This is a genomic window from Rhizobium sp. NLR10b (assembly GCF_019685435.1).
Classification (GTDB): Bacteria; Pseudomonadota; Alphaproteobacteria; order Rhizobiales; family Rhizobiaceae; genus Rhizobium.
Window position 1 is genome coordinate 24,979 of record NZ_JABDWV010000025.1, and the last position, 26,345, is coordinate 51,323.

Annotated in this window: 29 protein-coding genes; 14 read left to right on the forward strand and 15 right to left on the reverse strand. The window is 62.0% G+C overall.

Annotated elements, in window-relative coordinates; genetic code table 11:
* Window positions 1–2 precede the first annotated feature (2 nt).
* Genes cobT through HJB91_RS28590 form a run of 3 tightly spaced genes read left to right on the forward strand, consistent with a single transcriptional unit; the run spans window position 3 to window position 3,579 of the window.
* Window positions 3–1,904 (forward strand): cobaltochelatase subunit CobT, encoded by a 1,902-nt coding sequence (gene cobT, locus HJB91_RS28580; RefSeq protein ID WP_221103897.1) that lies wholly within the window; start codon window positions 3–5, stop codon window positions 1,902–1,904.
* Between the two features lie 24 nt (window positions 1,905–1,928).
* Window positions 1,929–2,954 (forward strand): esterase-like activity of phytase family protein, encoded by a 1,026-nt coding sequence (locus tag HJB91_RS28585; protein WP_221156636.1) that lies wholly within the window; start codon window positions 1,929–1,931, stop codon window positions 2,952–2,954.
* A gap of 58 nt (window positions 2,955–3,012) precedes the next feature.
* A complete protein-coding gene (locus tag HJB91_RS28590; RefSeq protein WP_221156638.1) occupies window positions 3,013–3,579 on the forward strand; it encodes an AAA family ATPase in 567 nt (188 codons plus the stop codon).
* 9 nt (window positions 3,580–3,588) lie between these two features.
* On the opposite strand, the gene HJB91_RS28595 is transcribed toward HJB91_RS28590, so the two are convergent.
* Together HJB91_RS28595 and rpmB are read right to left on the reverse strand one after the other, a co-directional pair.
* Window positions 3,589–4,224: a VUT family protein gene (locus tag HJB91_RS28595; protein ID WP_221147761.1), complete on the reverse strand. Its 636-nt coding sequence runs from the start codon at window positions 4,222–4,224 to the stop codon at window positions 3,589–3,591.
* Between the two features lie 109 nt (window positions 4,225–4,333).
* On the reverse strand, window positions 4,334–4,633 hold the full coding sequence (rpmB, locus tag HJB91_RS28600) for a 50S ribosomal protein L28 (RefSeq protein ID WP_003567078.1): 300 nt from the start codon (window positions 4,631–4,633) through the stop codon (window positions 4,334–4,336).
* 237 nt (window positions 4,634–4,870) lie between these two features.
* On the opposite strand from rpmB, the gene HJB91_RS28605 reads away from it, so the two are divergent.
* Entirely contained in the window at window positions 4,871–5,650 is a 780-nt protein-coding gene (locus tag HJB91_RS28605) for a DUF3108 domain-containing protein (RefSeq protein ID WP_210632893.1), read from the forward strand.
* A 30-nt stretch (window positions 5,651–5,680) separates the two neighbouring features.
* A complete protein-coding gene (locus tag HJB91_RS28610; protein WP_221156641.1) occupies window positions 5,681–6,571 on the forward strand; it encodes a DMT family transporter in 891 nt (296 codons plus the stop codon).
* Window positions 6,572–6,574: 3 nt separating this feature from the next.
* On the opposite strand, the gene HJB91_RS28615 is transcribed toward HJB91_RS28610, so the two are convergent.
* A complete protein-coding gene (locus HJB91_RS28615) occupies window positions 6,575–6,997 on the reverse strand; it encodes a cupin domain-containing protein (protein WP_221123584.1) in 423 nt (140 codons plus the stop codon).
* Complete coding sequence (gloB, locus tag HJB91_RS28620) at window positions 6,997–7,767, reverse strand: hydroxyacylglutathione hydrolase (RefSeq protein ID WP_221123585.1); 771 nt, start codon at window positions 7,765–7,767, stop codon at window positions 6,997–6,999. Before gloB ends, HJB91_RS28615 begins: the two co-directional genes overlap by 1 nt.
* A 53-nt stretch (window positions 7,768–7,820) precedes the next feature.
* Between gloB and HJB91_RS28625 the strand changes: the two genes are divergently transcribed.
* From HJB91_RS28625 to HJB91_RS28640, 4 genes are all read left to right on the forward strand, one after another.
* The gene (locus HJB91_RS28625; RefSeq protein ID WP_210632889.1) at window positions 7,821–8,597 is read left to right on the forward strand and encodes a class I SAM-dependent methyltransferase; all 777 of its coding nucleotides are present in this window, start codon (window positions 7,821–7,823) and stop codon (window positions 8,595–8,597) included.
* A gap of 109 nt (window positions 8,598–8,706) precedes the next feature.
* Entirely contained in the window at window positions 8,707–9,816 is a 1,110-nt protein-coding gene (gene hisC / locus HJB91_RS28630; RefSeq protein WP_221156643.1) for a histidinol-phosphate transaminase, read from the forward strand.
* Window positions 9,813–10,739, forward strand: coding sequence for a prephenate/arogenate dehydrogenase family protein (locus tag HJB91_RS28635; RefSeq protein ID WP_221123587.1), 927 nt, complete (start codon window positions 9,813–9,815; stop codon window positions 10,737–10,739). The genes hisC and HJB91_RS28635 overlap by 4 nt, the downstream gene beginning before the upstream one ends.
* A 9-nt stretch (window positions 10,740–10,748) precedes the next feature.
* Window positions 10,749–11,168, forward strand: a complete 420-nt coding sequence (locus HJB91_RS28640; protein ID WP_221123588.1) for a GNAT family N-acetyltransferase — start codon at window positions 10,749–10,751, stop codon at window positions 11,166–11,168.
* Window positions 11,169–11,196: 28 nt separating this feature from the next.
* Here the strand turns inward: HJB91_RS28640 and HJB91_RS28645 are convergent, their stop codons facing one another.
* On the reverse strand, window positions 11,197–12,213 hold the full coding sequence (locus HJB91_RS28645; RefSeq protein ID WP_210632885.1) for a DUF2125 domain-containing protein: 1,017 nt from the start codon (window positions 12,211–12,213) through the stop codon (window positions 11,197–11,199).
* Between the two features lie 49 nt (window positions 12,214–12,262).
* On the opposite strand from HJB91_RS28645, the gene HJB91_RS28650 reads away from it, so the two are divergent.
* Entirely contained in the window at window positions 12,263–12,793 is a 531-nt protein-coding gene (locus tag HJB91_RS28650; protein ID WP_210632884.1) for a gamma-glutamylcyclotransferase, read from the forward strand.
* On the opposite strand, the gene HJB91_RS28655 is transcribed toward HJB91_RS28650, so the two are convergent.
* From HJB91_RS28655 to ftsE, 4 genes are all read right to left on the reverse strand, one after another.
* Window positions 12,794–13,591, reverse strand: a complete 798-nt coding sequence (locus tag HJB91_RS28655) for a 1-acyl-sn-glycerol-3-phosphate acyltransferase (protein WP_210632883.1) — start codon at window positions 13,589–13,591, stop codon at window positions 12,794–12,796.
* A gap of 87 nt (window positions 13,592–13,678) precedes the next feature.
* The gene (locus HJB91_RS28660; RefSeq protein ID WP_210632882.1) at window positions 13,679–14,395 is read right to left on the reverse strand and encodes a YdcF family protein; all 717 of its coding nucleotides are present in this window, start codon (window positions 14,393–14,395) and stop codon (window positions 13,679–13,681) included.
* Between the two features lie 66 nt (window positions 14,396–14,461).
* Window positions 14,462–15,481 carry an ABC transporter permease gene (locus HJB91_RS28665; RefSeq protein ID WP_210632881.1) on the reverse strand — a complete coding sequence of 340 codons (1,020 nt, stop codon included), beginning with the start codon at window positions 15,479–15,481 and terminating at the stop codon, window positions 14,462–14,464.
* Window positions 15,474–16,133 (reverse strand): cell division ATP-binding protein FtsE, encoded by a 660-nt coding sequence (gene ftsE / locus HJB91_RS28670; RefSeq protein ID WP_064805284.1) that lies wholly within the window; start codon window positions 16,131–16,133, stop codon window positions 15,474–15,476. The genes HJB91_RS28665 and ftsE overlap by 8 nt, the downstream gene beginning before the upstream one ends.
* 206 nt (window positions 16,134–16,339) lie before the next feature.
* Here ftsE and HJB91_RS28675 point away from each other — a divergent pair, with 206 nt between their 5' ends.
* The 3 genes from HJB91_RS28675 (at window position 16,340) to HJB91_RS28685 (ending at window position 18,160) form a co-directional block, all read left to right on the forward strand.
* Window positions 16,340–16,993 (forward strand): hypothetical protein, encoded by a 654-nt coding sequence (locus HJB91_RS28675; protein WP_221147764.1) that lies wholly within the window; start codon window positions 16,340–16,342, stop codon window positions 16,991–16,993.
* Between the two features lie 129 nt (window positions 16,994–17,122).
* Window positions 17,123–17,665, forward strand: coding sequence for a hypoxanthine phosphoribosyltransferase (gene hpt, locus HJB91_RS28680; RefSeq protein ID WP_064805282.1), 543 nt, complete (start codon window positions 17,123–17,125; stop codon window positions 17,663–17,665).
* Between the two features lie 135 nt (window positions 17,666–17,800).
* The gene (locus HJB91_RS28685) at window positions 17,801–18,160 is read left to right on the forward strand and encodes a response regulator (RefSeq protein ID WP_010028815.1); all 360 of its coding nucleotides are present in this window, start codon (window positions 17,801–17,803) and stop codon (window positions 18,158–18,160) included.
* Between the two features lie 145 nt (window positions 18,161–18,305).
* Here HJB91_RS28685 and HJB91_RS28690 read toward each other — a convergent pair whose 3' ends face one another.
* The 4 genes from HJB91_RS28690 to argH form a co-directional block, all read right to left on the reverse strand.
* Window positions 18,306–20,975, reverse strand: coding sequence for a TIGR02302 family protein (locus tag HJB91_RS28690; RefSeq protein WP_221156645.1), 2,670 nt, complete (start codon window positions 20,973–20,975; stop codon window positions 18,306–18,308).
* Window positions 20,976–21,243: 268 nt separating this feature from the next.
* Window positions 21,244–22,512: a diaminopimelate decarboxylase gene (gene lysA, locus HJB91_RS28695; RefSeq protein ID WP_210632878.1), complete on the reverse strand. Its 1,269-nt coding sequence runs from the start codon at window positions 22,510–22,512 to the stop codon at window positions 21,244–21,246.
* Window positions 22,513–22,524: 12 nt separating this feature from the next.
* The gene (lptM, locus tag HJB91_RS28700) at window positions 22,525–22,719 is read right to left on the reverse strand and encodes an LPS translocon maturation chaperone LptM (RefSeq protein ID WP_003582619.1); all 195 of its coding nucleotides are present in this window, start codon (window positions 22,717–22,719) and stop codon (window positions 22,525–22,527) included.
* Between the two features lie 153 nt (window positions 22,720–22,872).
* Window positions 22,873–24,276 carry an argininosuccinate lyase gene (gene argH, locus HJB91_RS28705; protein WP_221147766.1) on the reverse strand — a complete coding sequence of 468 codons (1,404 nt, stop codon included), beginning with the start codon at window positions 24,274–24,276 and terminating at the stop codon, window positions 22,873–22,875.
* Window positions 24,277–24,300: 24 nt separating this feature from the next.
* Between argH and tlpA the strand changes: the two genes are divergently transcribed.
* Window positions 24,301–24,963 carry a thiol:disulfide interchange protein TlpA gene (gene tlpA / locus HJB91_RS28710; RefSeq protein WP_210632876.1) on the forward strand — a complete coding sequence of 221 codons (663 nt, stop codon included), beginning with the start codon at window positions 24,301–24,303 and terminating at the stop codon, window positions 24,961–24,963.
* A 177-nt stretch (window positions 24,964–25,140) separates the two neighbouring features.
* Here tlpA and HJB91_RS28715 read toward each other — a convergent pair whose 3' ends face one another.
* Both HJB91_RS28715 and HJB91_RS28720 read right to left on the reverse strand, forming a co-directional pair.
* Window positions 25,141–26,022, reverse strand: a complete 882-nt coding sequence (locus HJB91_RS28715; protein ID WP_011426994.1) for a 3-hydroxybutyryl-CoA dehydrogenase — start codon at window positions 26,020–26,022, stop codon at window positions 25,141–25,143.
* 147 nt (window positions 26,023–26,169) lie between these two features.
* A partial coding sequence (locus tag HJB91_RS28720) for an electron transfer flavoprotein subunit alpha/FixB family protein (protein ID WP_221156649.1) occupies window positions 26,170–26,345 on the reverse strand: 176 nt, incomplete at its 5' end.

The following is a 26,345-nucleotide window of genomic DNA, read 5'->3' on the forward strand; positions in this document are numbered from 1 at the left end:
CCATGGCAGCTCGCGGTGACAATTCGAAAGCAAAGCCCGGTGCGCCCGTCGACGTCGAGCCGTTGCGCCGGGCGATATCCGGTTGCGTCCGCTCGATCGCCGGCGACGGCGATGTGGAGGTGACCTTCGCCAACGAACGGCCTGGTATGACCGGCGAGCGCATCCGGCTGCCGGAGCTTTCCAAGCGGCCGACGGCGCATGAGCTGGCGGTCACCCGCGGGCTCGGCGATTCCATGGCGTTGCGCCTCGCCTGCCATGACGAGAAGATGCATACGACCATGGCGCCGCAGGGCTCGGACGCCCGGGCGATCTTCGATGCGGTCGAGCAGGCGCGTGTCGAATCGATCGGCACGCTGCGCATGGAGGGCGTGGCGGCGAACCTGCGCTCCATGACGGAAGAGAAATATGCCAAGGCGAATTTCACCGGTATCGAGCGCCAGGAAGACGCGCCGATCGGCGAAGCCGTCGCCATGATGGTGCGCGAGAAGCTGACCGGCCAACGTCCGCCTGAAACCGCCGGCAAGGTGCTCGATCTCTGGCGCGGTTTCATCGAAGACAAGGCGGGGGCTGAACTCGCTAACCTGTCGGGCGCGATCAACGACCAGCAAGCCTTCGCCAAGGTCGTCCGCAACATGCTGTCGGCGATGGAGATGGCCGAGGAGTATGGCGACGACGACAGCGAAGCCGACAATGACGATCAGTCGGAGCAGGAAGAACAGCCGAGCGGCGACGAGCAGGATCAGGACGAAGTCGACGAGGATGCCGGCACCGATGCCGCCCCCGTCGAGGACAGCGAAGTCTCCGACGAGCAGATGGAGGACGGCGAGACTGAAGGCGCCGAAATCTCCGACGACGACATGATGGAAGAGGGCGAGGACGATTCCGAAACGCCGGGCGAGACCCGCCGTCCGAACACGCCTTTTGCCGATTTCAACGAAAAGGTCGATTATCACGTCTATACCGAAGAGTTCGACGAGATCATCACCGCCGAGGAACTCTGCGACGCCGCCGAGCTGGAGCGCCTGCGCGCCTTCCTCGACAAGCAGCTGGCGCATCTGCAGGGCGCGGTCGGGCGTCTTGCCAACCGGCTGCAGCGCCGCTTGATGGCGCAGCAGAACCGCTCCTGGGATTTCGATCTGGAGGAGGGTTATCTGGATACGGCCCGGTTGCAGCGCATCATCATCGATCCGATGCAGCCGCTCTCCTTCAAGATGGAGCGCGACACGCAGTTCCGCGACACTGTCGTCACGCTGCTCATCGACAATTCCGGTTCCATGCGCGGTCGGCCGATCACCGTGGCTGCCACCTGCGCCGACATTCTCGCCCGGACGCTGGAACGCTGCGGCGTCAAGGTCGAGATTCTCGGCTTTACGACAAAGGCCTGGAAGGGCGGGCAGGCGCGTGAAACCTGGCTCGCCGGCGGCAAACCGCAGACGCCCGGTCGTCTCAACGACCTGCGTCACATCATCTACAAGTCGGCCGACGCACCCTGGCGGCGCGCACGCGCCAATCTCGGGCTGATGATGCGCGAAGGGCTGCTCAAGGAAAACATTGACGGCGAGGCGCTGATCTGGGCGCATAACCGCCTGCTCGCCCGCCGCGAGCAGCGCCGCATTCTGATGATGATCTCGGACGGGGCGCCGGTCGACGATTCGACGCTGTCGGTCAATCCGGGCAATTATCTCGAACGGCATCTGCGCGCCGTCATCGAGCAGATCGAGACGCGCTCGCCTGTCGAAATGCTGGCGATCGGCATCGGTCATGACGTGACACGCTACTATCGCCGAGCCGTGACGATCGTCGATGCGGACGAGCTTGCCGGGGCGATGACCGAACAGCTTGCCTCACTCTTCGAAGATCAATCCGCCCAGCCGCGCGGCGGCCGGTTGCGCCGTGCCGGCTGACGCTCCTGCAAGGAAACACGTGGAATGATGGTCAAGCGCCTCTGCCGCGCGGCATCGGTCTCGCTGTGCCTCGCAGGGGGCGCTCCCGCGGCGATGGCCGGCGACGAAATCCCCGTCATTAGCCGGCAAATTACCGATTTCAGGATCGGATCGTCGCAGACGAAGTTCGGATCGCTGGAATTTCTCGGCGGGCTGGAGATGGTTTCCAGCCGCGCGCTGTTCGGGTCGCTTTCCTCAATCCGTTTCCGGCCGGACCAGAAACACTTCGTCGTCGTGCTCGATACCGGCCAGTGGCTGACCGGCAGCATCGAGCGCGATGCCGGGGGCAGGCTTTCGGGCCTTTCTCAGGTCGAGATTACCCCGATGAAGAACCGCGCCGGCCGCAGCCTCGAGGGCAAGGGCTATATGGATGCCGAGGGCCTGGCGCTCGACGGCGACCGCATTTTGGTCTCTTTCGAGCAAGATCATCGCGTCGACGCCTATCCCGATCCCGGCTTTGCGGAATCGCGCGCGATCGCGACCCTGCCGATCCTCATCCCGCGCACGATGCTGAGCGATAATCGCGGTATCGAAACCATTGCCGTGGCGCCCGCCTCCAGTCCGTTGAAGGGCGGCATGGTCATTGTCTCCGAGCGCGGTCTCGATAGCGAGGGCAACCGGATGGCGGCCATTCTCAGCGGCCCGCTGAAAGGGGTGTTCTCGATCAAACGCGACGGCAGCTTCGACGTTACCGACGGCGCCTTCCTGCCGGACGGCGACCTGCTGCTCCTGGAGCGGCGGTTCAATATGGCCGAAGGCATCGGCATGCGGCTTCGACGCATCAAAGGCGTCGATATCCGGCCGGGGGCCGTCGTCGATGGCGAATTGCTGATCGAAGGCAATTTCAACTCGCAGATTGACAATATGGAAGGACTTGACGTGTTCCAGGCCGCCGACGGCACGGTCCATATCATTATGGTGTCGGACGACAACCACTCGATCCTGCAGCGCAATCTGATGCTGGAATTCCGGCTCTCCGATCGCCACATGCTCAGCGCGGCGTCAGATTGACGTCACATGCATCGGCTATCCCATGGTCGCATCGAGAGCAGTTTTCGGAGGGACAGTCATGGTGCATGTTCATATCATGGGTGCCTCCGGTTCCGGCACGACATCGCTCGGCCATACGCTTGCCGAACGGCTTGATATCGCCCATCTCGATACTGATGATTTCTTTTGGCTGCCGACCGATCCGCCATTCACGACGCAGCGCGGCGCCGAAGAACGCATAAGACTGCTTCTTGCCGAGGCGGCACGGCATGACGGCTGGATCCTCTCCGGATCGGCGCTGAAATGGGCGAGGCAGATCGAGCCGTTCTATGATCTGATCGTGTTCCTCAGGATTGAGCCGGAGCTGCGGATGGCGCGCATCCGTGCGCGGGAGATTGCCCGCTACGGAGACAGGATCGGGCCCGGCGGCGATATGGAAATCAAGAGCGGGGAATTCATGGAATGGGCGGCAAGTTACGACACGGCTGGCCCGGAACGTCGCAGCCTCGCGGCGCATGAGCAATGGTTGGAAACGCAGACGGCCCCGGTCCTGCGGCTCGATTCGTCACGAGAGATCGATGATCTGGTTGCAGAGGTTCTGCTGCATCCCGCCATCGCCGCCGGCGCGGTCCGGCAGCGTCGTTGAAACCATCGTTTAGCCGACGCGCACAGGCTGCATCGGCCGCAACACGTTCATGAGCGCGCCATAGGGCAGCAGCATGACGAGGCCCACGATCATCTTGACGGCGAAATCGCCGAGCGCCCAGGAAATCCAGCGCGGGGCCTCAGTGGAAAATACACCGAGGATCGGGGCCAGCTCGAGCGCGAACGGCTCGTTCGGACCGAGGAAGACGAAAAACGCGGCGAAGGACAGCGAGAAGAACATCACCGTATCAAGCGCCGAGCCGATCAGCGAGCCGACGAGCGGCGCGCGCCACCAGGCCTGGCGGCGAAGGCGGTTGAAGACGGCGATATCGAGCAGCTGGCCGGCGAGATAGGCCGAGCCGGAAGCGATGGCGATACGCGGCACTGACGTAAAGAAGGAGAGCGTCACGCCGACGACGAAGCCGGCAAAGACGACCTTGCGGGCTGCCTGCGGGCCGAACTGGCGGTTGGTCAGGTCGGTGATCAGGAAGGCGACCGGATAGGAGAAGGCGCCCCAGGTCAGGATGTCGGCCAGGTTGATGCCGGCGACTTCGGCGTTCAGCGGAAACTGAACGAGGAAGTTGGAAGCGACGACGACAAGCGTCATCAGGGCGACATAGGCAATCGTATAGCGCGTCTTCAGCATTTTTTTATCCTGGGTGATGCCACCAGTTGGAGTGCTCAGGCAAAGCAAAAGGCCTGACCGGGTTTATCCGTCCAAGCCTTTCGAAGCCGTATGAAAGAAGGGCAGAAGCTTAGGCAGCAACAGCCGCTTCGGCGGTCTTCTTGACGATCTGACGGCGCAGCAGGCGCGCGCGCATCGACAGTTCGTTTTCGCTTGCCTTGATCAGGAAGGCATCGAGGCCGCCACGATGCTCGACGGAGCGAAGGGCAGCAGCCGAAACGCGAAGACGATAACGCTGGTTGAGAGCGTCGGAAATCAGCGTTACCTGGCACAGGTTCGGCAGGAACCGGCGCTTGGTCTTGTTGTTGGCATGGCTGACATTGTTACCAGTCAGGACGGCCTTGCCGGTCAATTCGCACACGCGGGACATTGAACACCTATTCTTGTTTTCTCGGGCCATCGAATTGCCATCCCCGGCAAAACCGGGCTCGCAATCCAACAGGCATGATTGGAAAGTTGCGGTTCTATAGTCAGAGAGGCTGCGCGCGTCAAGCCAAACCTTGGCCTTTCCCGCAATTCCGTCAAAAAGCTGCTGTTTTCTTCCCTTCAAGGCAGGAGTATAGAACTCCCGACAGGGCTGCCGGCGCGGCAAGACAAGGCTTCACTCATGGCTCATTCGGGCAGACGCATTTTCATTTCGGCTATCGCCGCACTGCTTGCCATACCGGCATCGGCGGCCGAGGTCCAGCATCAGACGGTCTATCGGGTGACGCTTGCCGGCCTGCCGATCGCGCGCGCGGCGTTCCTGACGCAGATCGAGGACGATCACTCTTACAAGATCGCCGGCGATATCAAATCCGCCGGCCTTGCCGATCTCGTCAAGACCATCTCGGCTAAGACCAGCGTCACCGGCGTTGTCCGTAATGATCGGCTGCAGGCGCTGAAATATTCGCTCTATTACAAGAGCGGCAAGAAGGCCCGCGTCTACGAGGTCAGCTACCGCAACGGCGACATCATATCGGCGACGACGACGCCGCCGCCGAAAAGGCCGAAGAACTGGATCGACGTCACGCCGGGCGACATGCGTTCGGTGCTCGATCCGATCTCCGGCCTTGTTTTCACCGGGGACACCAAGGTCTGCGCGCAGACGCTGCCGATCTTCGACGGCGAGACGCGCATGGACCTGGTGCTTTCGCCGAAAGGCGACGAGGATTTCAAGACCGATGGCTTCAAGGGCAAGGCGGTCGTCTGCGGCGTGCGTTTCGTGCCGCGCTCAGGCTACAAGAAGGGCCGCAAGGACATCGACTATCTCAGCAAGAGCGACCGCATGGAAATCTGGTTTGCCAAGTCGGACGCGGCAAATGTATATGCTCCTGTTTATGTGCGCATTCCGACCGAATATGGAATGGTGACGATCACTGCCGTCAAATACGGCAGCGTCGGCTGACGGAGCTTTCGCCTCCGTGAAGGAGGACAGGTGAAATTTCGCGCGACGCTGATCGGTTTTACGGCCATTCTGATGTGGTCGTTCCTGGCGCTGTTGACGGCCGGCTCCGGCAAGATGCCGCCCTTCCAGCTGTCGGCCGTCTGCTTTGCGATCGGCAGCATTCCCGGCCTCGTCATGCTTGTCCTCAACCTGGCGCGGCTGGCGTTGCTGAAGCAGCCGCCAAAGGTCTGGATAACAGGTATTGCAGGCTTGTTCGGCTATCATTTCCTCTATTTTACGGCGCTCAGGAACGCGCCGGCGGTGGAGGCGGGACTGATCGCCTATCTCTGGCCGTTGTTGATCGTGGTCGGCTCGGCGCTGCTGCCGGGCGAACGGTTGCGCTGGTATCACGTGGCGGGCGCGCTCGCCGGGCTTTGCGGCACCTTCCTGATCGTCGGCCGCAACGGCATCGATTTCGACGGCGCCTACGCGGTCGGTTATGGGGCGGCCTTCCTCTGCGCCTTCACATGGTCGGGCTATTCGCTGCTGACCAGGCGTTTTGAAGCCGTTTCCACCGATGTCGTTACCGGCTTTTGCCTTGTCACTTCCGTCCTGTCGCTCTTCTGCCATCTCGGCCTGGAGGCGACCGTCTGGCCGGCGACGATGTTCGAATGGGTTGCCGTCATCGGGCTCGGGCTCCTGCCCGTGGGGGCTGCCTTCTACGCCTGGGATTATGGCGTCAAGAACGGTGATATCCAGATTCTCGGTGCGGCAAGTTATGCCGCGCCGCTGCTGTCGACGCTCATCCTGACGCTGTTCGGATTTGCCGAGCCGAGCTGGCGCATTGCTCTCGCCTGCCTGCTCGTCACCGGTGGAGCGGTGCTCGCTGCCCAGGAAATGTTCCGCCGCAAGATTCCGGCGCAGCCTGCGGCAGCCGAGTAGCCCTCAGTCGCCAGGTTTCCAATCCGCCGGCGCCATCTCGAAGCTCGAAAATTCGAAGCCGGGCGAAACAGTGCAGCCGACCAGGGTGAAATCGCCGAGCGATTCGGCCGATTGCCACCAATTGGCGGGAATGATTGCCTGCGGCCGCTCGCCGGCAGGAAGGTTTGTTCCGAGCGTCAGCGTCTCGCTTGCGAACCCGTCTTTCGAGCGGTGCAGCGCCAGCGGCGCACCCGCGTAATAATGCCAGACCTCGACCGCGTCATGGACGCGATGCCAGTGCGAACGCTGTCCCTTTGTCAGCAGATAATAGATCGCCGTCGAATGGCCGCGCTCTCCACCCGCCGTGTCGCGGAATGTCTGCACGTACCAGCCGCCTTCGGGATGCGGCTGCATGCCGAGCTCGCGAATGATCCCCTCAGGCGACATCAGAAATTGTCCTTGCGCTTGCGGATCTCGGCAAAGACCTCCTCATTCGTCTTGCCTTCCATGATCAGATTGCGGCGGATCGCCGGATCGGCGGCGCGCAGAAACGGATTGGTTTCCTTCTCCAGCCCGAGCGTCGTCGGGACGGTGAATTTGCCCTCGGCGCGCAAGGCTTCGATCTCGGCGGCGCGGCTCTTCAGGCGCTCATTGTCGGAATCGACCGTCAGCGCGAAGCGGGCGTTGGACAATGTATATTCGTGGCCGAAATAGACGGCGGTCTCGTCCGGCAGCACGGCGAGCTTCTGCAGGGAATGCCACATGTCGGCGGCGGGGCGTTCGAAAAGGCGGCCGCAGCCGAGGGCAAACAGCGTGTCGGCGGCAAAGAGCAGCTTGTCGTCGACGAAGTGATAGCAGATGTGACCGGCAGTGTGACCGGGGGTCTCGATGACCTTGACCGTGTGATCGCCGAAAAGGAAGCTGTCGCCATCGGCCATCGTCCGGTCGAGACCGGGAATGGCGATAGCCTCGTTGATCGGGCCGATGATCTCGCAGCCGAATTGCTCCTTCAGCGCCAGGTTGGCGGCGACGTGATCGGTGTGGTGATGGGTGGTGAAGATGTGGGTGATCTTCCAGCCGCGCCGTGTCGCCGCTTCCAGGATCGGCGCCTCCTCCGGCGCGTCGATCGCCGCGGTATATCCCGTCTCCGGATCGTGTACGAGCACGCCGAAATTGTCGGTGCGGCAGAGAAAAACGTCTAATTCCAAAGGTTTCATCTTCAAACAATCCCTTGTCCCACGACTCTCGCGGGAATGTAGAGAGTCCGGCCTTGAAGTCCAACCGCCCGCTGATAACATTTATCGCAATGCACGCCGATATCGTCGACCTACGCCAGTTCTATCACTCCGACCTCGGGCGTCTTGCCGAGCAGTCGATCGCCATGGCGCTCTCGTCGCTGTGGGTGCGCCTGCCGCAGGAGCGTCTCGTCGGTCTCGGTTATGCCGTGCCTTTCCTCGATCGCTTCCAGGCCGATACCGAACGCACCTTCGCCTTCATGCCGGCCGGACAGGGCGCGGTGAACTGGCCGATGGGCTCGCTGTCGTCGACGACGCTGATTTTCGATGAGGAACTGCCGCTGCCGGATTCCTCGATCGACCGAGTGCTGATGGTGCATTCGCTCGAGTTCGCGGAAAGTCCGCGCGAGACGCTGAAGGAGCTCTGGCGGGTGCTGGCGCCGGGCGGACGGCTTGTCATCGTGGTGCCGAACCGGCGCGGGGTCTGGGCCCGCATGGAACACACGCCCTTCGGTTCGGGCCGGCCCTATTCCCGCGGTCAGCTGACGCATCTGCTGCGCGAGACGAATTTCACGCCAGGTGCGACCGCCGAAGCGTTGTTCTTTCCGCCCTCGAAACTCAGGACCATCCTGCGCCTACGCCGCGCCTTCGAGCGGATCGGCCGAACCTTATGGCCGGCTTTTTCGGGTGTCATCATCGTCGAGGCGCAGAAGCGGCTCTATCAGGGGTTGCCGGTGGCCGCCCGCGCTTCCCGCCGCGTCTTCGTGCCTGTTCTCGCGCCGCACGGCGTGCCGACCGCACGCAACGGATGAAGTTAATCCGTCATTCTCCTTACACTTGTGTCACGCCCATACCTCTCGACAACAATCACATTCCGCTTTAATGCCACTTGGTCATTTTCCGGAAATCCAAGGTCGACCCATGAGCGTTGAGATCAGCAAGCCCGTTCCGCGTCCCGGTATTCTCGATATCGCATCCTATGTGCCGGGCAAGGAACATGCGCCGGGTGTCGCCCGCGTTTACAAGCTCTCCTCCAACGAAACGCCGCTCGGCGCCAGCCCGAAGGCGATCGAGGCCGTCAAAGCAGCTGCCGACAATCTGGGACGTTATCCCGACGGGCAGGCGATCGAACTGCGCGAAGCGATCGCCGCTGTGCATGGCCTCAATCCGGCAAACATCCTTTGCGGCAATGGTTCCGACGAGCTGCTCGGCCTGCTGTGCCATGTCTATCTGGGCGCCGGCGATGAAGGCATCATCACCGAGCATGGCTTCCTCGTCTACAAGATCCAGATCATGGGCACGGGCGCCACGCCCGTCGTCGTCAAGGAGAAGGACTATACGGTCGACGTCGACGCGATCCTGGCGGCGGTGACGGAAAGGACGAAGATCGTCTTCATCGCCAATCCAGGCAACCCCACCGGTACATACGTTCCCGTCAGCGAAATCCGCCGTCTGCAGGCCGGGCTGCCGAAACACGTCGTCCTTGTGCTCGATGCGGCCTATGCCGAATATGTGCGCCGCAACGATTATGAAGCCGGCATAGAGGTCGTGTCTTCCAGCTCCAACGTGGTGATGACCCGCACCTTTTCGAAAGCCTATGGTCTTGCGGCTCTGCGCGTCGGCTGGATGTATGCGCCCGCCGAGATCGTCGATGCCGTGAACCGTGTCCGCGCTCCGTTCAACCTGAATGCGGCCGCGATCGCCGCCGGCGCCGCGGCCATCCGCGACCAGGCCTTCGTCCAGCAGGCCGTCTCTTTCAACCAGATGTGGGTGGAGACGCTCACCGAGGCCCTCGAAGCGATCGGGCTGAAAGTGACGCCCTCCGTCGCCAATTTCGTCCTCATTCATTTTCCTGACGTCGACGGCAGGCGCGCGGCCGATGCCGACGAGCTCCTGACGAGCCGCGGCTACATCCTGCGCGCCGTGCGCAGTTACGGCTTTTCCAATGCGCTGCGGATGAGCATCGGTCCTGAAGAGGCCAATCGCGGCGTCATGGCCACGCTGCGTGAGTTCATGGGACGGCAGGCATGAGCGTGCTGTTCGATCGCATCGCGCTGATCGGCATCGGGCTGATTGGCTCCTCGCTTGCCCACGACATCCGGCGGCTCGGGCTTACCAAAGAGATCGTCGTCGCAACGCGCAGTGCCGAGACGTTGAAGCGCGCCGAAGAGCTCGGCCTCGGCGACCGCTATACGACCTCTTCGGCCGATGCTGTTCGAGATGCCGACCTCATCATCGTTTCGGTGCCGGTCGGCGCTTCGGAAGGCGTGGCGAAGGAAATCGCCGGCAATCTCAAGCCCGGCGCTATCGTCACCGATGTCGGATCCACCAAAGCGTCTGTGATCGCGCAAATGCAGCCGCATATGCCTGACGACGTGCATTTCATCCCCGGCCATCCGCTGGCCGGCACGGAAAAATCCGGCCCGGATGCCGGTTTCCCCGGCCTCTTCGAAGGCCGTTGGTGCATCTTCACGCCGGTTCCGGGTACTGACGAGACGGCGCTGAAGCGGCTGCGCGGCTTCTGGGAAGCGGTCGGATCGAAGGTCGACGAGATGGATGCGGAGCATCACGACAAGGTGCTCGCCATCGTTTCGCATCTGCCGCATATCATCGCCTACAACATCGTCGGCACCGCCGACGATCTGGAGACGGTGACGGAGTCCGAGGTCATCAAATATTCGGCATCCGGCTTTCGCGATTTCACCCGTCTCGCCGCTTCCGACCCGACGATGTGGCGCGACGTCTGCCTGCACAATCGTGATGCCATCCTCGAAATGCTGGCGCGCTTCTCGGAGGATCTCGCCTATCTGCAGCGCGCGATCCGCTGGGGCGAGGGCGACAAGATCTTCGAACTCTTCACCCGCACGCGCGCCATCCGTCGCTCGATCATCCAGGCTGGCCAGGATGTCGACGCGCCCGATTTCGGCCGCCCCCACGCGCTTGATAAGAAGTAGCGGCTAACGATGGCGGAGGTGGCGAGCGCGAGCCAGGCGGAGGTCGACTGGTTGACGCGCGAGGATGCCACTGCAGGCAAGGCATGGGTCTCGCGATGCGTGGCGTTCGGTGAATATCTCGTCGCCAGGCAGGCCGGGGAGATCGTCGGCTTCCTGCGTTTCTCCCGCTTCTGGGGCAGGATTCCCTATATGGAAATGATCCGCGTCCTGCCCGAATACCGCCGGTCGGGCATCGGCACCGCGTTGTTTCTTGCTTGGGAAGGAGCGATGCGCGGTGAGGGCGCTCGCCTGCTGATGACGTCGAGCGAATGCGACGAGAGCCGGCCGCAGGACTGGCATCGCCGCAATGGATTTGCCGAAATCGGCGCGATCGAGCTGCCTGGCCTGCAATCGGTGCCTGAGGTGTTTTTCATGAAGCGGATCGATTAGGACCTTCCAGCACTCTGACCCGGAAGTCTTAGATCGGCGGGATCTGGCCGAGCGGAATGAAGCCGCTGACGGTGGCATTGCCGCGGTCGACGACGAGATCGACCGAGACCTTGTCTCTGCCGCCGGCCAGCGCCTTCAGCATCTTCGTCGCCGTGTTGACGGTCGAGGCAATATCCGGGAAGGCCTGTTTCAGGCTGTCGCCCCAGGGGCCGAGCCGTTCGATTTCCAGCTTGAATTTTCCGGAGAGAAAGCCCTGCTCGTCGAAGGAAAAGGGGCCGGTGAGCGTCATCACCTTACCGTCGCCGATATCGGCAACGATGCGACGCAGTTCGCCGGCTGAACCATTGAGGCCGTTCGGGTCGCTGCCGTCGATCAGGCCGGCTTTTCCGGCAATCGTGAGATCGATACTGGCGGAGAGTTTCGGGAAGAGCTGCGGCCAATCCTTGATCGCCGTGTTCGCATCCTGCACCGAGATTGCACCGTCGAGATCGGCGCCGTTTTGGCGCAGGTGAATTTCGGTGCGAGCTGCATCGAAGCTGATGGTCTGACCGGTATAGGAGGAAACCGCCGTCGCCTTAAGACCCTCGATGACGGTGGAGCTGTGATCAACGCCCTGCAGCTTGGTCGTCAGGCTCGCCTGCAGATTCGCCCATTGGGCAGAGACCGAAAGGCCGTTTGTGGTGCGGATTTCGGCCGGCGAATCGAGCTCCCAGACGATATGGCTCGGCGCATAGACCTGTGCGGCGGAGCGCAATGCGCCAAAGGTGGCGGAGACGCCGTTGACATTGTCGTCGACATCGACCTTGGAGCAGAACAGACCGATGCGGAAAGGATAGCCGCGGAATTCGATATCGGAGCATTCGCCGGTGACGCCTGCCTGATCGCGCGGCGCGATTGCTTTCAGCACCGTCGCTTTCAAAGCCGATGCGGCATAAAACCAGCCGCCGGTATAAAGCGCGATCACCAGGAGGATGCCTCCGCCCAGCAACGAGAATTTCTTGCTGTTGCCGGTTTGGCTGCTGCCGGATCGGCTTGACGCTGCCATGATGTTCTCCAATGGTGAATCGCAAAGTGATTCCGGTCTGGCGTGCGATATGGACGAATTTTGGGTGTTTGGCTACGGCTCGCTGATGTGGAATCCGGGCTTCGAGTTCCTGGAGCGGGCAGAAGCTCTGGTGCATGGTTACAGGCGTTCGCTATGCGTCCGATCCTTCGTTCATCGCGGCACGCGCGACAATCCGGGCCTGGTGCTCGGTCTCGACAGGGGCGGAGCTTGCCGCGGCATGGCGTTCCGTGTTTCGGCGCACAAATGGGGCGAGGTAATCGATTATCTCCGCGCCCGCGAACTCGTCACCAATGTCTATCTGGAGCGCCGGGTTCGGCTGCAGTTTGCCGGCGGCCGCCGAACGGAAGCGGTGACCTACATCGCTGATCGCGACCACGAGCAATATGCCGGCACGCTCGACGCGGTTGCGGCCGCGCGGGTGGTGAACGAAGCCAGGGGGCAGTCAGGCCCTAACGATGCCTATGTCTTCAACACACTTGCGCACCTGAAACAGATGGGCATTCGCGACCCGTGGCTGGAGCAGGTCGGCAACGAGGTGGAGCGGCTGCGGGCCGGCTGATCAGACCGTCGCCGCCTTCACTTTGCGCAGCTCGGCCAGCCGAGCGATCGCTGTCGGCGGCAACGGCAGATGCGGATTGCGTTCGATGGTATCGATGAGGAGCTCGTCGCTCGCCCGCTCCGTGACCTCGATCAGCTGAGCGAAGAAAGCATCCGGATCCATTCCCGGCATGATCGGCGGCAGGATCCTGACCTTGAAATGGCCGGGATAACGACGGACGCTCCGCCGCGGCCAGAAGAGGCCGGGATGCATCGCAACCGGCACGACGGGAATGCCAAGATCGCGGTACATGCGGGCGATGCCGTATTTATAGACCGGCTCCGCACCCGGCGGGCGGCGGGTGCCCTCAGGATAGATGATCAGCTGGCGGCCGGTCGAAAGCTCTTCCCTAGTGCGTTTCAGCACCTCTACCATCACTTTGCCGCGGGCGCCGCGATCGACCGGGATCATGCGCTGCTTCTTCGCATACCAGCCAAAGAGCGGAATCCACATCAGCTCGCGCTTCAGGATGTAGACCGGATCCTTGAGGTTGGGCAGCAGCGCATAGGTGTCCCAGAAGGACTGGTGCTTCGGCGCCAGGATAAAACTGCCCTCAGGCAGGTTCTGCAACCCCTCGATCTCGAAGGTCGTCCCGACGATCATGCGCATCAGCCAATGGTTGGAGCGCGCCCAATTCTTTGGAATCGCGTAGGCCGTCAGGCGCGGCACCACGAAATAATAGGGCGAGAGCACGATCATCCGGATGATGAGATTGGCATAGAAGATCGTGTTGAAGAGGACGGAACGCAGGGCGATCATGAAATTATCCCGAGGCATGCTCATGCGACCGGCCTACACGATATTGCCCGTCATAAAAAGCGTTTGATGCCGCCGTGATGCAAAAGCTCAGTCTGAGGGGGATACGGCTGCCGAGCGCAGTCCGGTATGGCGGCCGAAGCCGGTGATGTTGCGGGCGCCTGTTAACAGCACCTTTGCATATTCGGCGAGCATGACGCGCATTGCGTTCGGGTCGGTAAACCAGTTGCGGGTCTTCAAATCCGAATTGACCACCGGATAGGGGATGAATTCGATGTCCGGATCGACATAGGAGAGTTCTGCGAGGCTGCGCGGCATATGATAATTGTTGGTGACGACGAGAATGCTTCTGTATCCCCTGGCGTGGATCCAGTTGGAGGTTTCCTCGGCGTTGCCGATCGTGTCTATCGCATCATGGCCGATATCAACGCAGCAGGAGAAAAGATCGGCCGAGCCTTGCGTCATCTTGCGAATCTGCGCTGGCGTGGTCGTCGGGTGGACGCCCGAGATCAGCAGTCGTTTGCCTGCCCCCTTCTGCAGCAATTCCACGGCCTGGTCGATGCGCTGGTAGCCGCCTGTCAGCACGACGATCGCATCCGCCTTCGGCTCGACCGGGGGCCTGAGCGTTGTCACGGAATCGGCAAACCGCAGAAAGCCGCCGAACACCAGAGCGATCGCCAGAACGCAGCCAAAGCCACCCCAGCGCAGCAGGCGGCGGATTGGACCACGCCGCGGCGGCAGGCCCGCCGGACGATCAAGCTCCGGGTCCTGCCGAATCGGATTGCGTGTCGTATCGCCCATGGTCATGAATCGTGATTATACGCTGATTGCGGCGCGGAACAGACGCTTTCACGATAAAACGGCATGGCACGATCAACTTGCGATGCCGTCGGTGCGTGTCGGATCCGAACGCAATGTATCGATTTCATAGATCGTCCGCATGACGGTCAGCCGCGCCGTGACGGTCGTCAGGAGCGCGATGACGATCATCGTCGCGAAGATGCCGGCATAACCGAGTACGCCGACGGAGAAGGTGCCGAACAGCGCCGTTGCCTGATCTGTTTCCGGTGTTGCCAGCGTGCGGCTCTGCCAGAAGCCGGCGGTGGCAAAGAAAAGAGCCGCAAGCGCGCTGCCGATCGCCGAGCCCTTGAAGCTGATCTTCAGAAAATGCTTCTGAAATTCGGTAGCGACGAAGGAGCTCTCGGCACCGACGAAATGCAGCACTTCGACGATGTGGCGGTTGCCCGACAGTGCACCGCGCGTGGCGAAGACGACGGTCAGCACCATTGCCGAGAAAACCAGGAGCAGGACGCCGGTGCCGATCAGCACCGTCGTGTGCGCCATGGAGACCAGGCGGTCGACCCAGGTGCGGTGATCGTCGAGGCTCGCCTGCGGGATGCTGTCCTTCAGGAGGCTCCGCATCGCGTCGAAATCCGGCGGATTGCTTTCGTCGATCGTGATGACGACGAGACGGGGAACAGGCAGATCCTTGAGATCGAGGCCGGGGCCGAGCCAAGGTTCGAGCAACCGGGCGGTGGCTGCCTCGTCGACGATCTGGCCGCTCTTGGTGCCGACGAATGTCAGCGCCAGGTCGCGTGCCTGCGTCAGCGCCTTTTCCATGTCGAGATTGTCGTCCGGCTTGATCTGGATGGTGATCTCGCGGGAGATCTGGCTCTCCCAGCTTGCTGCCGTCGAACGCACCATGCTGACGCCGCCGAGCGTCAGGCAGGCGAGAAAGGCCATGATCGATATGACCACCATCAAGGCGTTGCCCTGGATATTGGAAGGCGGAAGGATCGGCGCGGTCGGGCGCACGCGCATTTCCGGGCGCTTCTGCTGGGCGGCAGGCTGGGCTGGCGCCTTCTCTCGGTTCCTGGACGGGGGCTCAGTCATAGATATCGAGATGCCCCTCCGAGAGGATCATACGGCGGGCTTCCACCTGTTCCATCAGCGTCAGGTCATGGGTGGCGATGACGACAGCCGTACCAAGCCGATTGAGTTCGAGGAAAAGATTGAGCAGGCGCCTCGCCATCGGCGGGTCGACATTGCCCGTCGGCTCGTCGGCCAGCAGGACTTCCGGCCTGTCCATCAGCGCCCGGGCGATAGCGGCGCGCTGCTTCTCTCCGCCGGAGAGGACCGGCGGCAGCACGTTGATGCGTTCGCCGAGGCCGACCCATTTCAAGAGTTCCAGAACGTCGGTCTTGTAGGAGCTTTCCTCCTTGCCGCGCACCCGCAAGGGCAAAGCGACATTCTCATAGGTCGTGAGATGGTCGAGCAGGCGAAAATCCTGGAAGACGATGCCGACGCGCCGGCGTAGCAGCGGCAACTCCGGCCGGGGGATTTCGGAAATGTCGCGCCCGAACATGCGGATCAGGCCACGTGTCGGCTGCAGCGACATGAAGAGCAGCCGCAGCAGCGAGGTCTTGCCGGCACCGGATGGGCCGGTCAGGAACTGAAAGGATTTTTTCGGAATGTCGAAGGTCAGGTCCCGGAGGATTTCCGGGCCCATGCCATAGCGCAAACCGACATTCTCGAAGTGGATCAACGGGCAACTCAGTCTGTTCTTGGTTTCACCGCGTGACTTGTTAACCAACACCGTTAACAGCCGGTAAATTTTGCCGGAAAGACGCCCGTTTGGCGGCAATCTTTGCGAAGCATTAACCATTAAAATTTACGACTGAGGAGGATTCGTTTCAATGCCAAGATTTCTTGCGGCAGCGAAACCATGTGGACATCTGCGGGGCAGCCACCATGGAAGCATCCTCCTTCAGCCGCCGGACACCGGGTCAGGCCTATGATTTCCTGCCGCCCGAACCCGCACGCCGCCAGTATCGTTCAACACGTTCTGCCGATGTTTCCGACGCCGAATTCGTGACGGTCGGCAAAACCCGGCCGAAGGACTTCGGCCCCAGGATCCATAACGACAACAGCAGGCGCATGGCGGCAGCGCGCGTTACACCGCCGCCGCTCCTGCTGGCGATGGCTGCTTCCGCTCTGCGAAGGGCGGAATCCTGGCTGCAGCGGGCGTCGCTGCGCAGCTTCGCGGGACTGGTGCTGGCGCTCGCCGTGCTCGCTTTCGGGCTCGCAGGCGGCTTTTCCGGCCTTTCCGCCGCGGGGGCCTCCTCCGGAGCGCCGCTGCATTTCACCCATGTCACCGTGACACCGCGTGATGCGAACGGCATGCGCGTGCTCGTCATCAACGGCATCATCGAAAACGAAAGCGGCACCACGCAGACGGTGCATCCCATTCGCGCCGATCTGGTGGCGGACGAACGGCTGACGGCAAGTGTCGTCATCGACCCGCCCGCCGACGTCATCTACGGCGGCCAAAGCCGTGGCTTTTCGGCCCGAGTCCAGCACGCCGGCGGAAAATTGCCGGAGGTCCGGCTTTCCTTCCTGCCGTAGAAATAACGCGATTCGTGATGGCTTTCCGCCGCAAGATGCGCCGATCCCGTTGATTTCCTGACCGGCGAGGCTGTTTCAGGCGCGCATATGTGCTAACGGCTTACCCTTCTTTTCATGGAGCAAGCCCTTATGCCTGTTGTGCGCGGAAAAAACATCGAGCCGCTCTTCACCGCCGAGCAGATCGCGGAGCGCAATCATGCCATGGCGCGGGAGATCGCCAACGGGCCGACCAAGGACCTGCTCGTCATTGCCGTGCTCAAGGGCTCCTTCATCTTCGCCGCCGACCTGATCCGCGCCCTGCACGACACCGGGCTTGCCCCCGAGGTCGAGTTCATCACGCTGTCGAGCTACGGCACCGGCACGGTTTCGCAGGGCGTGCGCATCGTCAAGGATATCGACAGCGACGTGCATGGCCGAGACGTCCTCCTGATCGACGATATTCTCGAGTCCGGCCGGACGCTGCTCTTTGCCAAGGAACTGCTCTTCGAACGTGGCGCGCGCAACGTGACGATCGCCGTGCTGCTCGACAAGCGGGTCAAGCGCAAGGAAAAGCTGGAGGCCGATTATGTCGGCTTCGAATGTCCCGATTACTTCGTCGTCGGCTACGGTATGGACGTTGCCTACGCGTTTCGCGAACTGCCCTTCGTCGGTGTGGTGACCGGCGACGCCTGAGGAATGCAGGCGTCGCTCCCTTGCCGCGTGAAGACGGGTTGTTAACCATCTCGTCCATCGCTTCACCATCTTTACCGATCGAAAAGGAAAGTCTGGTGATTTCCGTCGCGGGGCTGAAGACGGAGCAATGCACATATGGCAAGAATTCTGATTACGGAAGACGAGGACTCCCTGCGGTCTTTCGTAGCCCGGGCCTTGCGGCTCGACGGTCACGAGACCGATGAGGCGGCCGACGGCGCCGAGGGGCTGGAGAAGCTGAAGGACGGGGTCTACGATCTGCTGCTGTCGGACATCCGCATGCCCGTGATGGACGGAATCGAACTCGCCCATCAGGCGAAAGACGCCTTCCCCGCTTTGAAGATCCTGCTGATGACCGGCTATGCCGAGCAGCGCGAGCGCGCCGACGACCTCGCAGAAAAAATCATCGACGTCGTCGCCAAGCCATTTGCGCTTCCCGATATTCGCAAGGCTGTCGCCCGGGCACTCGTCGCTTAACCTGATATTGATGACGCAAGAGCGGTTCAGCTTTTTCTGAAGCGCAGAACCGCTCTATTCTTTTGGACTTAAGCAATTCCCGGCAAAAGCGCTTCGCGCTTTGCCTGGGAAAACCGCTTTGTACTTTTCCTGGAATTGCTCTCGCCTACTGGATATCCAGGAGCCGTTCGAGATATCGCCGTTCCATCTCTTGTGGCGGATTGTTGCCGAGCTTCTCGCGAATCGCATCGAGGATTTCCCGCGCGCGCTGGACGTCGATCTCATCCGGCACCTTCACACCGTCGTCGCCGAGATAGCCGTTGCTCATGCGCGGTCGTCCCAGTGGATCGCGGCCGTTCTGATCGCCTTGGCCGACTTGGCCATTCGGGCCCTGTCCCTGCTGGCCCCGTTGCGCCTGCATCATCTGGTTCATCATGTCGCGGGCCCCCTGGCGAAGGGCTTCAAGCGCGCGGCCCTGGTTCTCGACGGCCGTGTCGCCGCGGCCCTGGCCGAGTTCGCGGCCGGCGCCCTCCATCTCGCGTTGAGCCTGGCCGAAGCCGGGACCGGGCTTCATGCCCATTTCGCCGAGTTTTTTCTGCAATTCGCCGAGCTGCTTGCCGAGGCCATCCTGCCGGGCGCGCAACTGTTTCAGCGCTTCCCTGAGCTGCTCGGCCGTCATCTGGTCGGAAGGTCGCTGGCCCTGACCTTGCTGGCGCTGGTCTTGCTGCCCTTGCTGCTGATCCTGCGGCTCGCCATTCTCTCCCGGCATCATCTCGTCGAGCAGCGGATCGTTTTCGCCCATATCGGATTCGCCACGCTGCATGCGGTCCTTGAGCTGCTGATCGAGGCGGAAGGTTTCTTCCATCAGCTTCTGCTGATCGCGCAGGATCTCGCCGAGCTTATCGATCTGCTTGCGGGCTTCGCTGTTTTCCTGACCCTGCTGGCCCCGCTGCGGCCGGCCGGCCTGCAGGTTGTTCATCATGCGCTGCAATTCCGACAGCATCTGCTGCGCCGCGTCGCGATTGCCGGAGCGGGCGAGATTTTCGATCTGGTCCATCATCCGTTCCAGATCCTGCTGGCGCAGGATGTTCTGCGCATTCTGGTTCGGCTGCATCGTCGGGGCGTTCTGCATGCGCTGGGCAAGCTCGCTCAGGTAATCCTGCATCGCCTTGCGCAGCTCGTCCATCAGCTTCCTGATCTCTTCGTCGGGGGCGTTGCGGTTCAACGCATCGGCAAGCTTCTGCTGGGCGTCGCGCAGCTTGCGTTCGGCAAGCGAAAGATCGCCGTCCTCCATGCCGAGCGCAATCTCCCAGAGATATTGGGCCGTATCCTTCAGCGCCTCCTCGCCTTTTGCCAGCTTCATGCGGGCCAAGGCCGATTGCAGCAGCAGGTAGTTGGTAAGCTTGGGGATGGTCTCCTCGGGACGGATGGTCAGCGCCTCGTTCAGCGCGATCGCCTGCGGCATCTTACGGGTATCGAGCGCGAAAACCTGCCGTTCCTCGGCGACGGCTGCGGCAAGCGGCTCGCTGAAAGGCCGCGAGGGCAGCGTCATCTCATAGGGCGGGCTGCGGCCGGTCTGGCCGGCGGCATCCTTGGCGACGAGGGTAATGCGCACCGGCTTGCCGGCAAGCGGATGTTCGGTCAGATTCCGGCTGGTCACGCCCTTGGCGTCGCGGGCGTTGCGGCGGGGAATATCCAGCCGGTACTCCGGCAGCGGATAGAGCGGCGTCGCCGTCGGATCGGCCTCGACGGGAATAATCTCCGCATGGGCCTCCTGGACGCCGTAGTCATCCTTGACGGTGAAGCCGATTTCCAGCGCGCCATTGACGCTGACCTTCGGCATGCCATCAAAGGCGATTTCGGGTGCCTTGTCAGGCAGCACGTCGAAGCTCCAGCGGCGACCATTGACCTCGAGCGCGCCGTTTTCCTCAAGCTTCATCACATGCGTCTGCGCGACGAGGGCATTGTTGGCAGGCGCGCCGGCCGTCGGCTGCTCGCCGGCAGGTTCAGGCACCTGCGGCGGCTTTGCGTCGGCCTGCAGGGCGATATCCCGCGCCTCGCCGTTCGCCTTGCGGAACACGACCTTTTCAGCCGTCTTTCCGCCGCTGACACGCACGGTGAGACCGGAAAACTGCGGAATGCCGATCGGTCCCTGTTCGCTGCCGTCCGCGGTCAAGTAAATCGGCGCGCGACCGGTATAGGAGGGCGGCGTCACCCAGGCGTCGATGCGCACCGCCGGATCGACCGCCACCTGCTCAGGCGCTGACTGCAATGCGTCGCCGATCGAGCCGCCGTTGAGCGACAGTGAATAGCCAAAAGCGGTGAAGAGCAGCAGAGCAGGGATGGCGCGCAGGGCGAAGCGGTCATGTGCGGCGATATCAGGCCGCGGCATGCCGGCGTCGAGTGCTGCGATATTTTCGGCCATGCGCACCTGGTGCTCACGCCAAAGTGCCCGCGAAAATGGCGTGTCGTAGGCCGGTTCGTCTTCCTGGACGGCAACTGGCTGGTGCGGCAGGCCGTTGCGCTCTTCCAGCATGCGATCGGCTTCAGCGGTTTTCGGCCAGCGCAGATGGCGGAAGGGGACAAGCGAGACGAGGAACGCCGCGGCAAAGGCGATCAGCAGCAGGATGCGCAGCCAGTCCGGTACGTTGCGGAAGATGCCGAACCAAGAGGCTGAGAGATAGAGGGCGACGATGCAGAGGACCGGCATCAGCAGCGGCAGCAACTGCTCGAAGAAGAGCACGGTGCGCGCCAGCAGGCGTTTCGTCGTTACCAGCCGGGCAAGCGAGGGCCGGAGCACAAATGCACCCTTGTTCCGCCTCGAGGGGCTTGTCATCGGGCCGGTCTCCGCGCTCTGGCGTTCTGGTACAGAGGGCGCTTCCGGCGATTGCGGGGCAATACGCTCATGAATGAAAGGATAACACTCTTTGTGGCGAAGGCGAGGGCGAACGGGCAGGAATACCGCCTTTTCACGTTTATTCGCCGAAAAGTGATGGCGCTGCTAAAGCGCGTCGCGATCATTCAGATTCGCTTCTTGCGCTTTAGCTCTTTGTTTTACGCATGTCGCTATCGCAAAACCGCTTCACACTTCTGCGCGACATGCTCTAGTCGAGCCAGGCCGGAACGGAATCCAGGCTGATCAGCTCAGCATAGGTCCTGCGCGGGCGAATCACATGAAAATCGCTGCCCTTGACCAGAACCTCGGGCACCAGCAGACGGCTATTATAGGTGCCGGCCTGCACCGCGCCATAGGCGCCGGCAGTGCTGACGGCCATCAGGTCGCCGGGCTTCGGCATCGCCATTTCGCGGTCGAGCGCCAGATAATCGCCCGTCTCGCAAACGGGGCCGACCACGTCGGCGCGGATGCGCGGCGCGTTCGCTGCCGAAATCGTCACTGGACGGATCTCGTGATAGGCCTCGTAGAGTGTCGGGCGGATGAGATCGTTCATCGCACCGTCGACGATGACGAAGGTCTTCTCGCCGCCGTCTTTCACGTACAGAACTTCGGTCACGAGGATGCCGGCATTCCCGACGATCAGCCGACCGGGTTCGGTGACGATCTTGCAGTTCAGGCCGCGCAGCTGGTTCTTAACGATCGCCGCATAGGCATCGGGCAGCGGCGGCGGATTGTTGTCATCCTTGTAGGGAACGCCAAGGCCGCCGCCGATGTCGACGTGATGGATGGAGTGGCCGTCGGCACGCAGCGTCGCGACGAGATCGCGCAGCAGCTTGAAGGCGTCGTCGAAGGGCTGCAGCTCGGTGATCTGGCTGCCGATATGCATGTCGATGCCGGTGACTTCGATGCCGGGCAGCTTGGCGGCATGGGCATAGATGGCGCGGGCGCGATCCCAGGAGATACCGAACTTGTTTTCCTTCTTGCCGGTCGAGATCTTCGCATGGGTCTTGGCATCGACATCAGGATTGATGCGGAAGGAGACCGGCGCCTTCTTGCCGACGTTGACAGCGCGCTGGTTGAGAATCTCGAGCTCAGGTTCGGATTCGACGTTGAAGCAGTAGATGCCGGCCTCGAGGGCGAAATCCATCTCCTGCGGCGTCTTGCCGACGCCCGAAAACATGATGCGGCTGGCCGGAATGCCGGCAGCAAGCGCACGGCGCAGTTCGCCTTCCGAGACGACGTCGATGCCGGCACCGAGGCGTCCCAGGGTCTTCAGCACGGCTTGGTTCGAGTTCGCCTTCATCGCGTAGCAAACCATGGAGTCGACATCGGCGAAGGCTTCCGAGAAAACGCGATAGTGGCGCTCCAGCGTTGCTGTGGAATAAACGTAGAACGGCGTGCCGACCGCCCTGGCGATCTCGGGAACGGGGACGTTCTCGGCGTAAAGGATGCCGTCGCGGTAATCGAAATGGTTCACGGGGTGCGCGCCTTAAAGGAGGGGGTCAAGAAGGAAGGGCTTATCAACGGTGCCGGGCTGTTTCGTCGGCTTGGAAACGTCGCCTTCCTTCGTCGCCGCAGCACTCGGCGGATCGAGATCACCCTTGCGTCCGCATCCGGCAACGGCAAGGCCGATGACGGCGAGCACCGCCGTCAGGCGGATGAGGTGCGGCAAGCTCTTCTGCATGGATATCCTCTTGTGCGGCGTATGGCTGATATCGTTCATTTCGAACGACGGGATCTTCATAGCGAAGTTTGTCCGCCTTGTGCACCCTGATTGTTGGACGGCATTCCCGCGCTTGCAGCAAGGGGGAGGCGGCTTTCAGCCTCCCCCTATCTCTCAATTGCGGGCGCGCCAGAAGGCAATCTGCTTGCGTACCTCGGAGGGCGCCGTGCCACCGAAGCTCTTGCGGCTGGCGACCGAGGCTTCCACCGTCAACACGTCGTAGACCTTGTCGGTGATCGCGGAATGGATCGCCTGCAGATCGGAGAGCGGCAGCTCGGCAAGATCGCAGCCCTCGCTTTCGGCGAGCGCCACGGCGCGACCGGTGACGTGATGGGCGTCACGGAAGGGCAGGCCCGCTTCGCGCACCAGCCAGTCGGCAAGATCGGTCGCCGTCGAAAAGCCGGAGCCGGCCGCCGCCTTCATGCGCGCTGTATTGACGGCCATGTCGCGCACCATGCCGGTCATGGCGGCGATTGCCAACTCCAGGCTCTCGGCCGCGTCGAAGACCTGCTCCTTGTCTTCCTGCATGTCCTTGGAATAGGCGAGCGGCAGGCCCTTCATGATCGTCAGCAGCGCGATCAGCGAGCCATTGATGCGGCCGGTCTTGGCGCGCACCAGTTCGGCCGCATCGGGGTTCTTCTTCTGCGGCATGATCGAGGAGCCGGTCGAGAAAGCGTCGGACAGGCGCACAAAGCCGAATTGCGGGGTCGACCAGATGACGATCTCTTCGGCGAGGCGCGACAGATGCATGCCCGTAATCGCGGCGATCGACAGGAATTCGATGGCGAAGTCGCGGTCGGAGACGGTGTCGATGGAGTTGCGGGTCGGCTCGCGGAAACCAAGCGCCTTGGCCGTCATGTGGCGATCGATCGGATAGCCGGTGCCGGCAAGGGCGGCCGCACCAATCGGGCTTTCGTCCAGGTGCTCGATGGCGTGGCGCACGCGCGAGCGGTCACGGCCGAACATTTCGACATAGGCCATGCAGTGATGGCCGAAGGTGACGGGCTGGGCGGTCTGCAGATGGGTAAAGCCCGGCATGACGCTTTCGGCATGTTCCTCGGCGCGGTCGAGGAAGGCGGCGATCAGGCCGGTGAGCATCTTCTCGGTCTTCTCGAGTTCTTCCTTCACCCAGAGGCGGAAGTCGAGCGCCACCTGGTCGTTGCGCGAGCGGGCGGTGTGCAGCCGGCCGGCCGCCGGTCCGATCAGCGTCGCCAGGCGCGCCTCGATATTCATGTGGATGTCTTCGAGCCGGCGCGAGAATTCGAAATTGCCGCTTTCGATTTCTGACAGGATCGTGTTTAGCCCGTGAACGATCTTGTCCCTATCGTCTGATGAAATGATCCCCTGATGGGCGAGCATCGTCGCATGGGCGACGGAACCGCGGATATCCTGCGCGAATAGCTTCTTGTCGAAACCGATCGAGGCATTTATCTCCTCCATGATCGCGTCCGGGCCGGAGGCGAAGCGCCCACCCCACATCTGGTTGGAGGATTTGGTGTCCGTATTGTTCTCGGCCATAAGATGCCCGTCCTGGAGAATGAAATGACGACGAAAAAACCATTCGGCCTGCCGTCCGGAAAACTGATCGCAATCGCCGCCGTCGCAGGTGTCGTTGCAGGTGCGGCAGCGGTATACGTGAAGGAGACGGGCATTGGCAATGGCATCGCCAGCAGCGCTTCAGCCGAATGCGCGCTGGCAAAGGAGCGCGCCGCCAATCTGGCGCCGCTCATGAAGGGGCAGGTCGCCGCCATGGTTGCCGCCAACGAGCCGCGCAAGCTGACCGCGGTTTCCTTCAACGAACCGGACGGTAAACCGCTGACGCTCGATCATTTCGCCGGCAGGACCGTTCTTCTCAATCTCTGGGCCACGTGGTGTGTGCCCTGTCGCGAGGAGATGCCGGCGCTGAACGCTCTGGAAAAGGAGATGGGCAGCGACAAGTTCCAGGTCGTGCCCGTCAATATCGACACTGGCAATGATGAAAAGCCGAAGAGTTTCCTTGCCGAGACCGGTGTCGATGCGCTGCAGCTTTACCGAGACAATACGATCGGCGTCTTCAACAGCTTGAAGAAGGAAGGTCTCGCTTTCGGCCTGCCGGTGACGCTGCTGCTCGACGACAAAGGCTGCCTGATCTCCGCCATGAACGGGCCTGCCGCCTGGGATAGTGAAGATGCAAAGGCGCTGATCAAGGCTGTGATCGGGTCGTGAGGATATTGCTCAGGAGTCTCCATCTCCTCTTATGAGGAAGACGCCCGCGAGTCCGATCAGGACGCAGCATTGCAGCAGGAACATGGGTGTTTCGGTCGACATGGCATTCCTCCCGTTCTCGGCAAGGAAAGCATTTCGCGGGCGTGCGGTCCACTCGCCCTTTCTGATGATGTCTGCTTATCGCGTCGGGACGGGCACTTCGCCACGATAATCATAGAAGCCGCGGCCGGATTTGCGTCCGAGCCAGCCGGCTTCGACATATTTCACCAGCAGCGGGCAGGGGCGATACTTCGAGTCCGCCAGGCCGTCATGCAGCACCTGCATGATCGACAGGCAGGTGTCGAGGCCGATGAAATCGGCAAGCTGCAGCGGCCCCATCGGATGGTTGGCGCCGAGCTTCATCGCCGTATCGATGGCGTCGACGGTGCCGACACCTTCGTAGAGCGTATAGATCGCCTCGTTGATCATCGGCAGCAGGATGCGGTTGACGATGAAGGCCGGGAAGTCCTCGGCGACGGTGACGGTCTTCTCCAGCGAGCCGACGAACTCCTTGGCGGCGGTGAAGGTCTTCTCATCGGTCGCAATGCCGCGCACCAGCTCGACCAGCTTCATGACAGGCACCGGGTTCATGAAATGTATGCCCATGAAGCGCTCGGCGCGGTCGGTGGCGGCAGCAAGCCGGGTGATGGAAAGCGAAGAGGTGTTGGTGGCCAGCAGCGCTTCCGGCTTCATCACCGGACAAACCTGGCTATAGATCTTGCGCTTGACGCTTTCGTCCTCGGTGGCCGCCTCGATGACGAGATCGGACGGGGCGAGATCGTTGACATCGGCGGAGCCTGATATGCGCGACAAGGTCGCCTTGCGTTCCTCGTCGGTCATCTTGCCGTTCGTCACCAGGCGGGCGAGATTGCCGTTGATGGTGGCGAGGCCGGATTCGATGCGGTCCTGTGAGAGATCGTAGATGTGGACCCGGTAACCTGCGGCGGCCGAAACATGCGCGATGCCGCAGCCCATCTGGCCGGCACCAATGATACCAATATTCTTCAACACCGCACTCATCTCCAAACCCCCGCTCGGCATTCGCCCCCGCGCTGCCGCATTATTAGCAATACTGCCGGACGAAGGATCGTCCGGCAGTATGTAGTAGACCGATAAAAGACAATTTTCCAGTCATTCGCAAGTGCGAAAGAAAGGCATTTGCCTCGCTCAGAGCGCCTTTTGCAATTCCGGCAGTGCTTCGAAGAGATCGGCGACGAGGCCATAGTCGGCGACCTGGAAGATCGGCGCCTCCTCGTCCTTGTTGATGGCGACGATCACCTTACTATCCTTCATGCCGGCGAGATGCTGGATGGCGCCGGAGATGCCGCAGGCGATATAGAGAT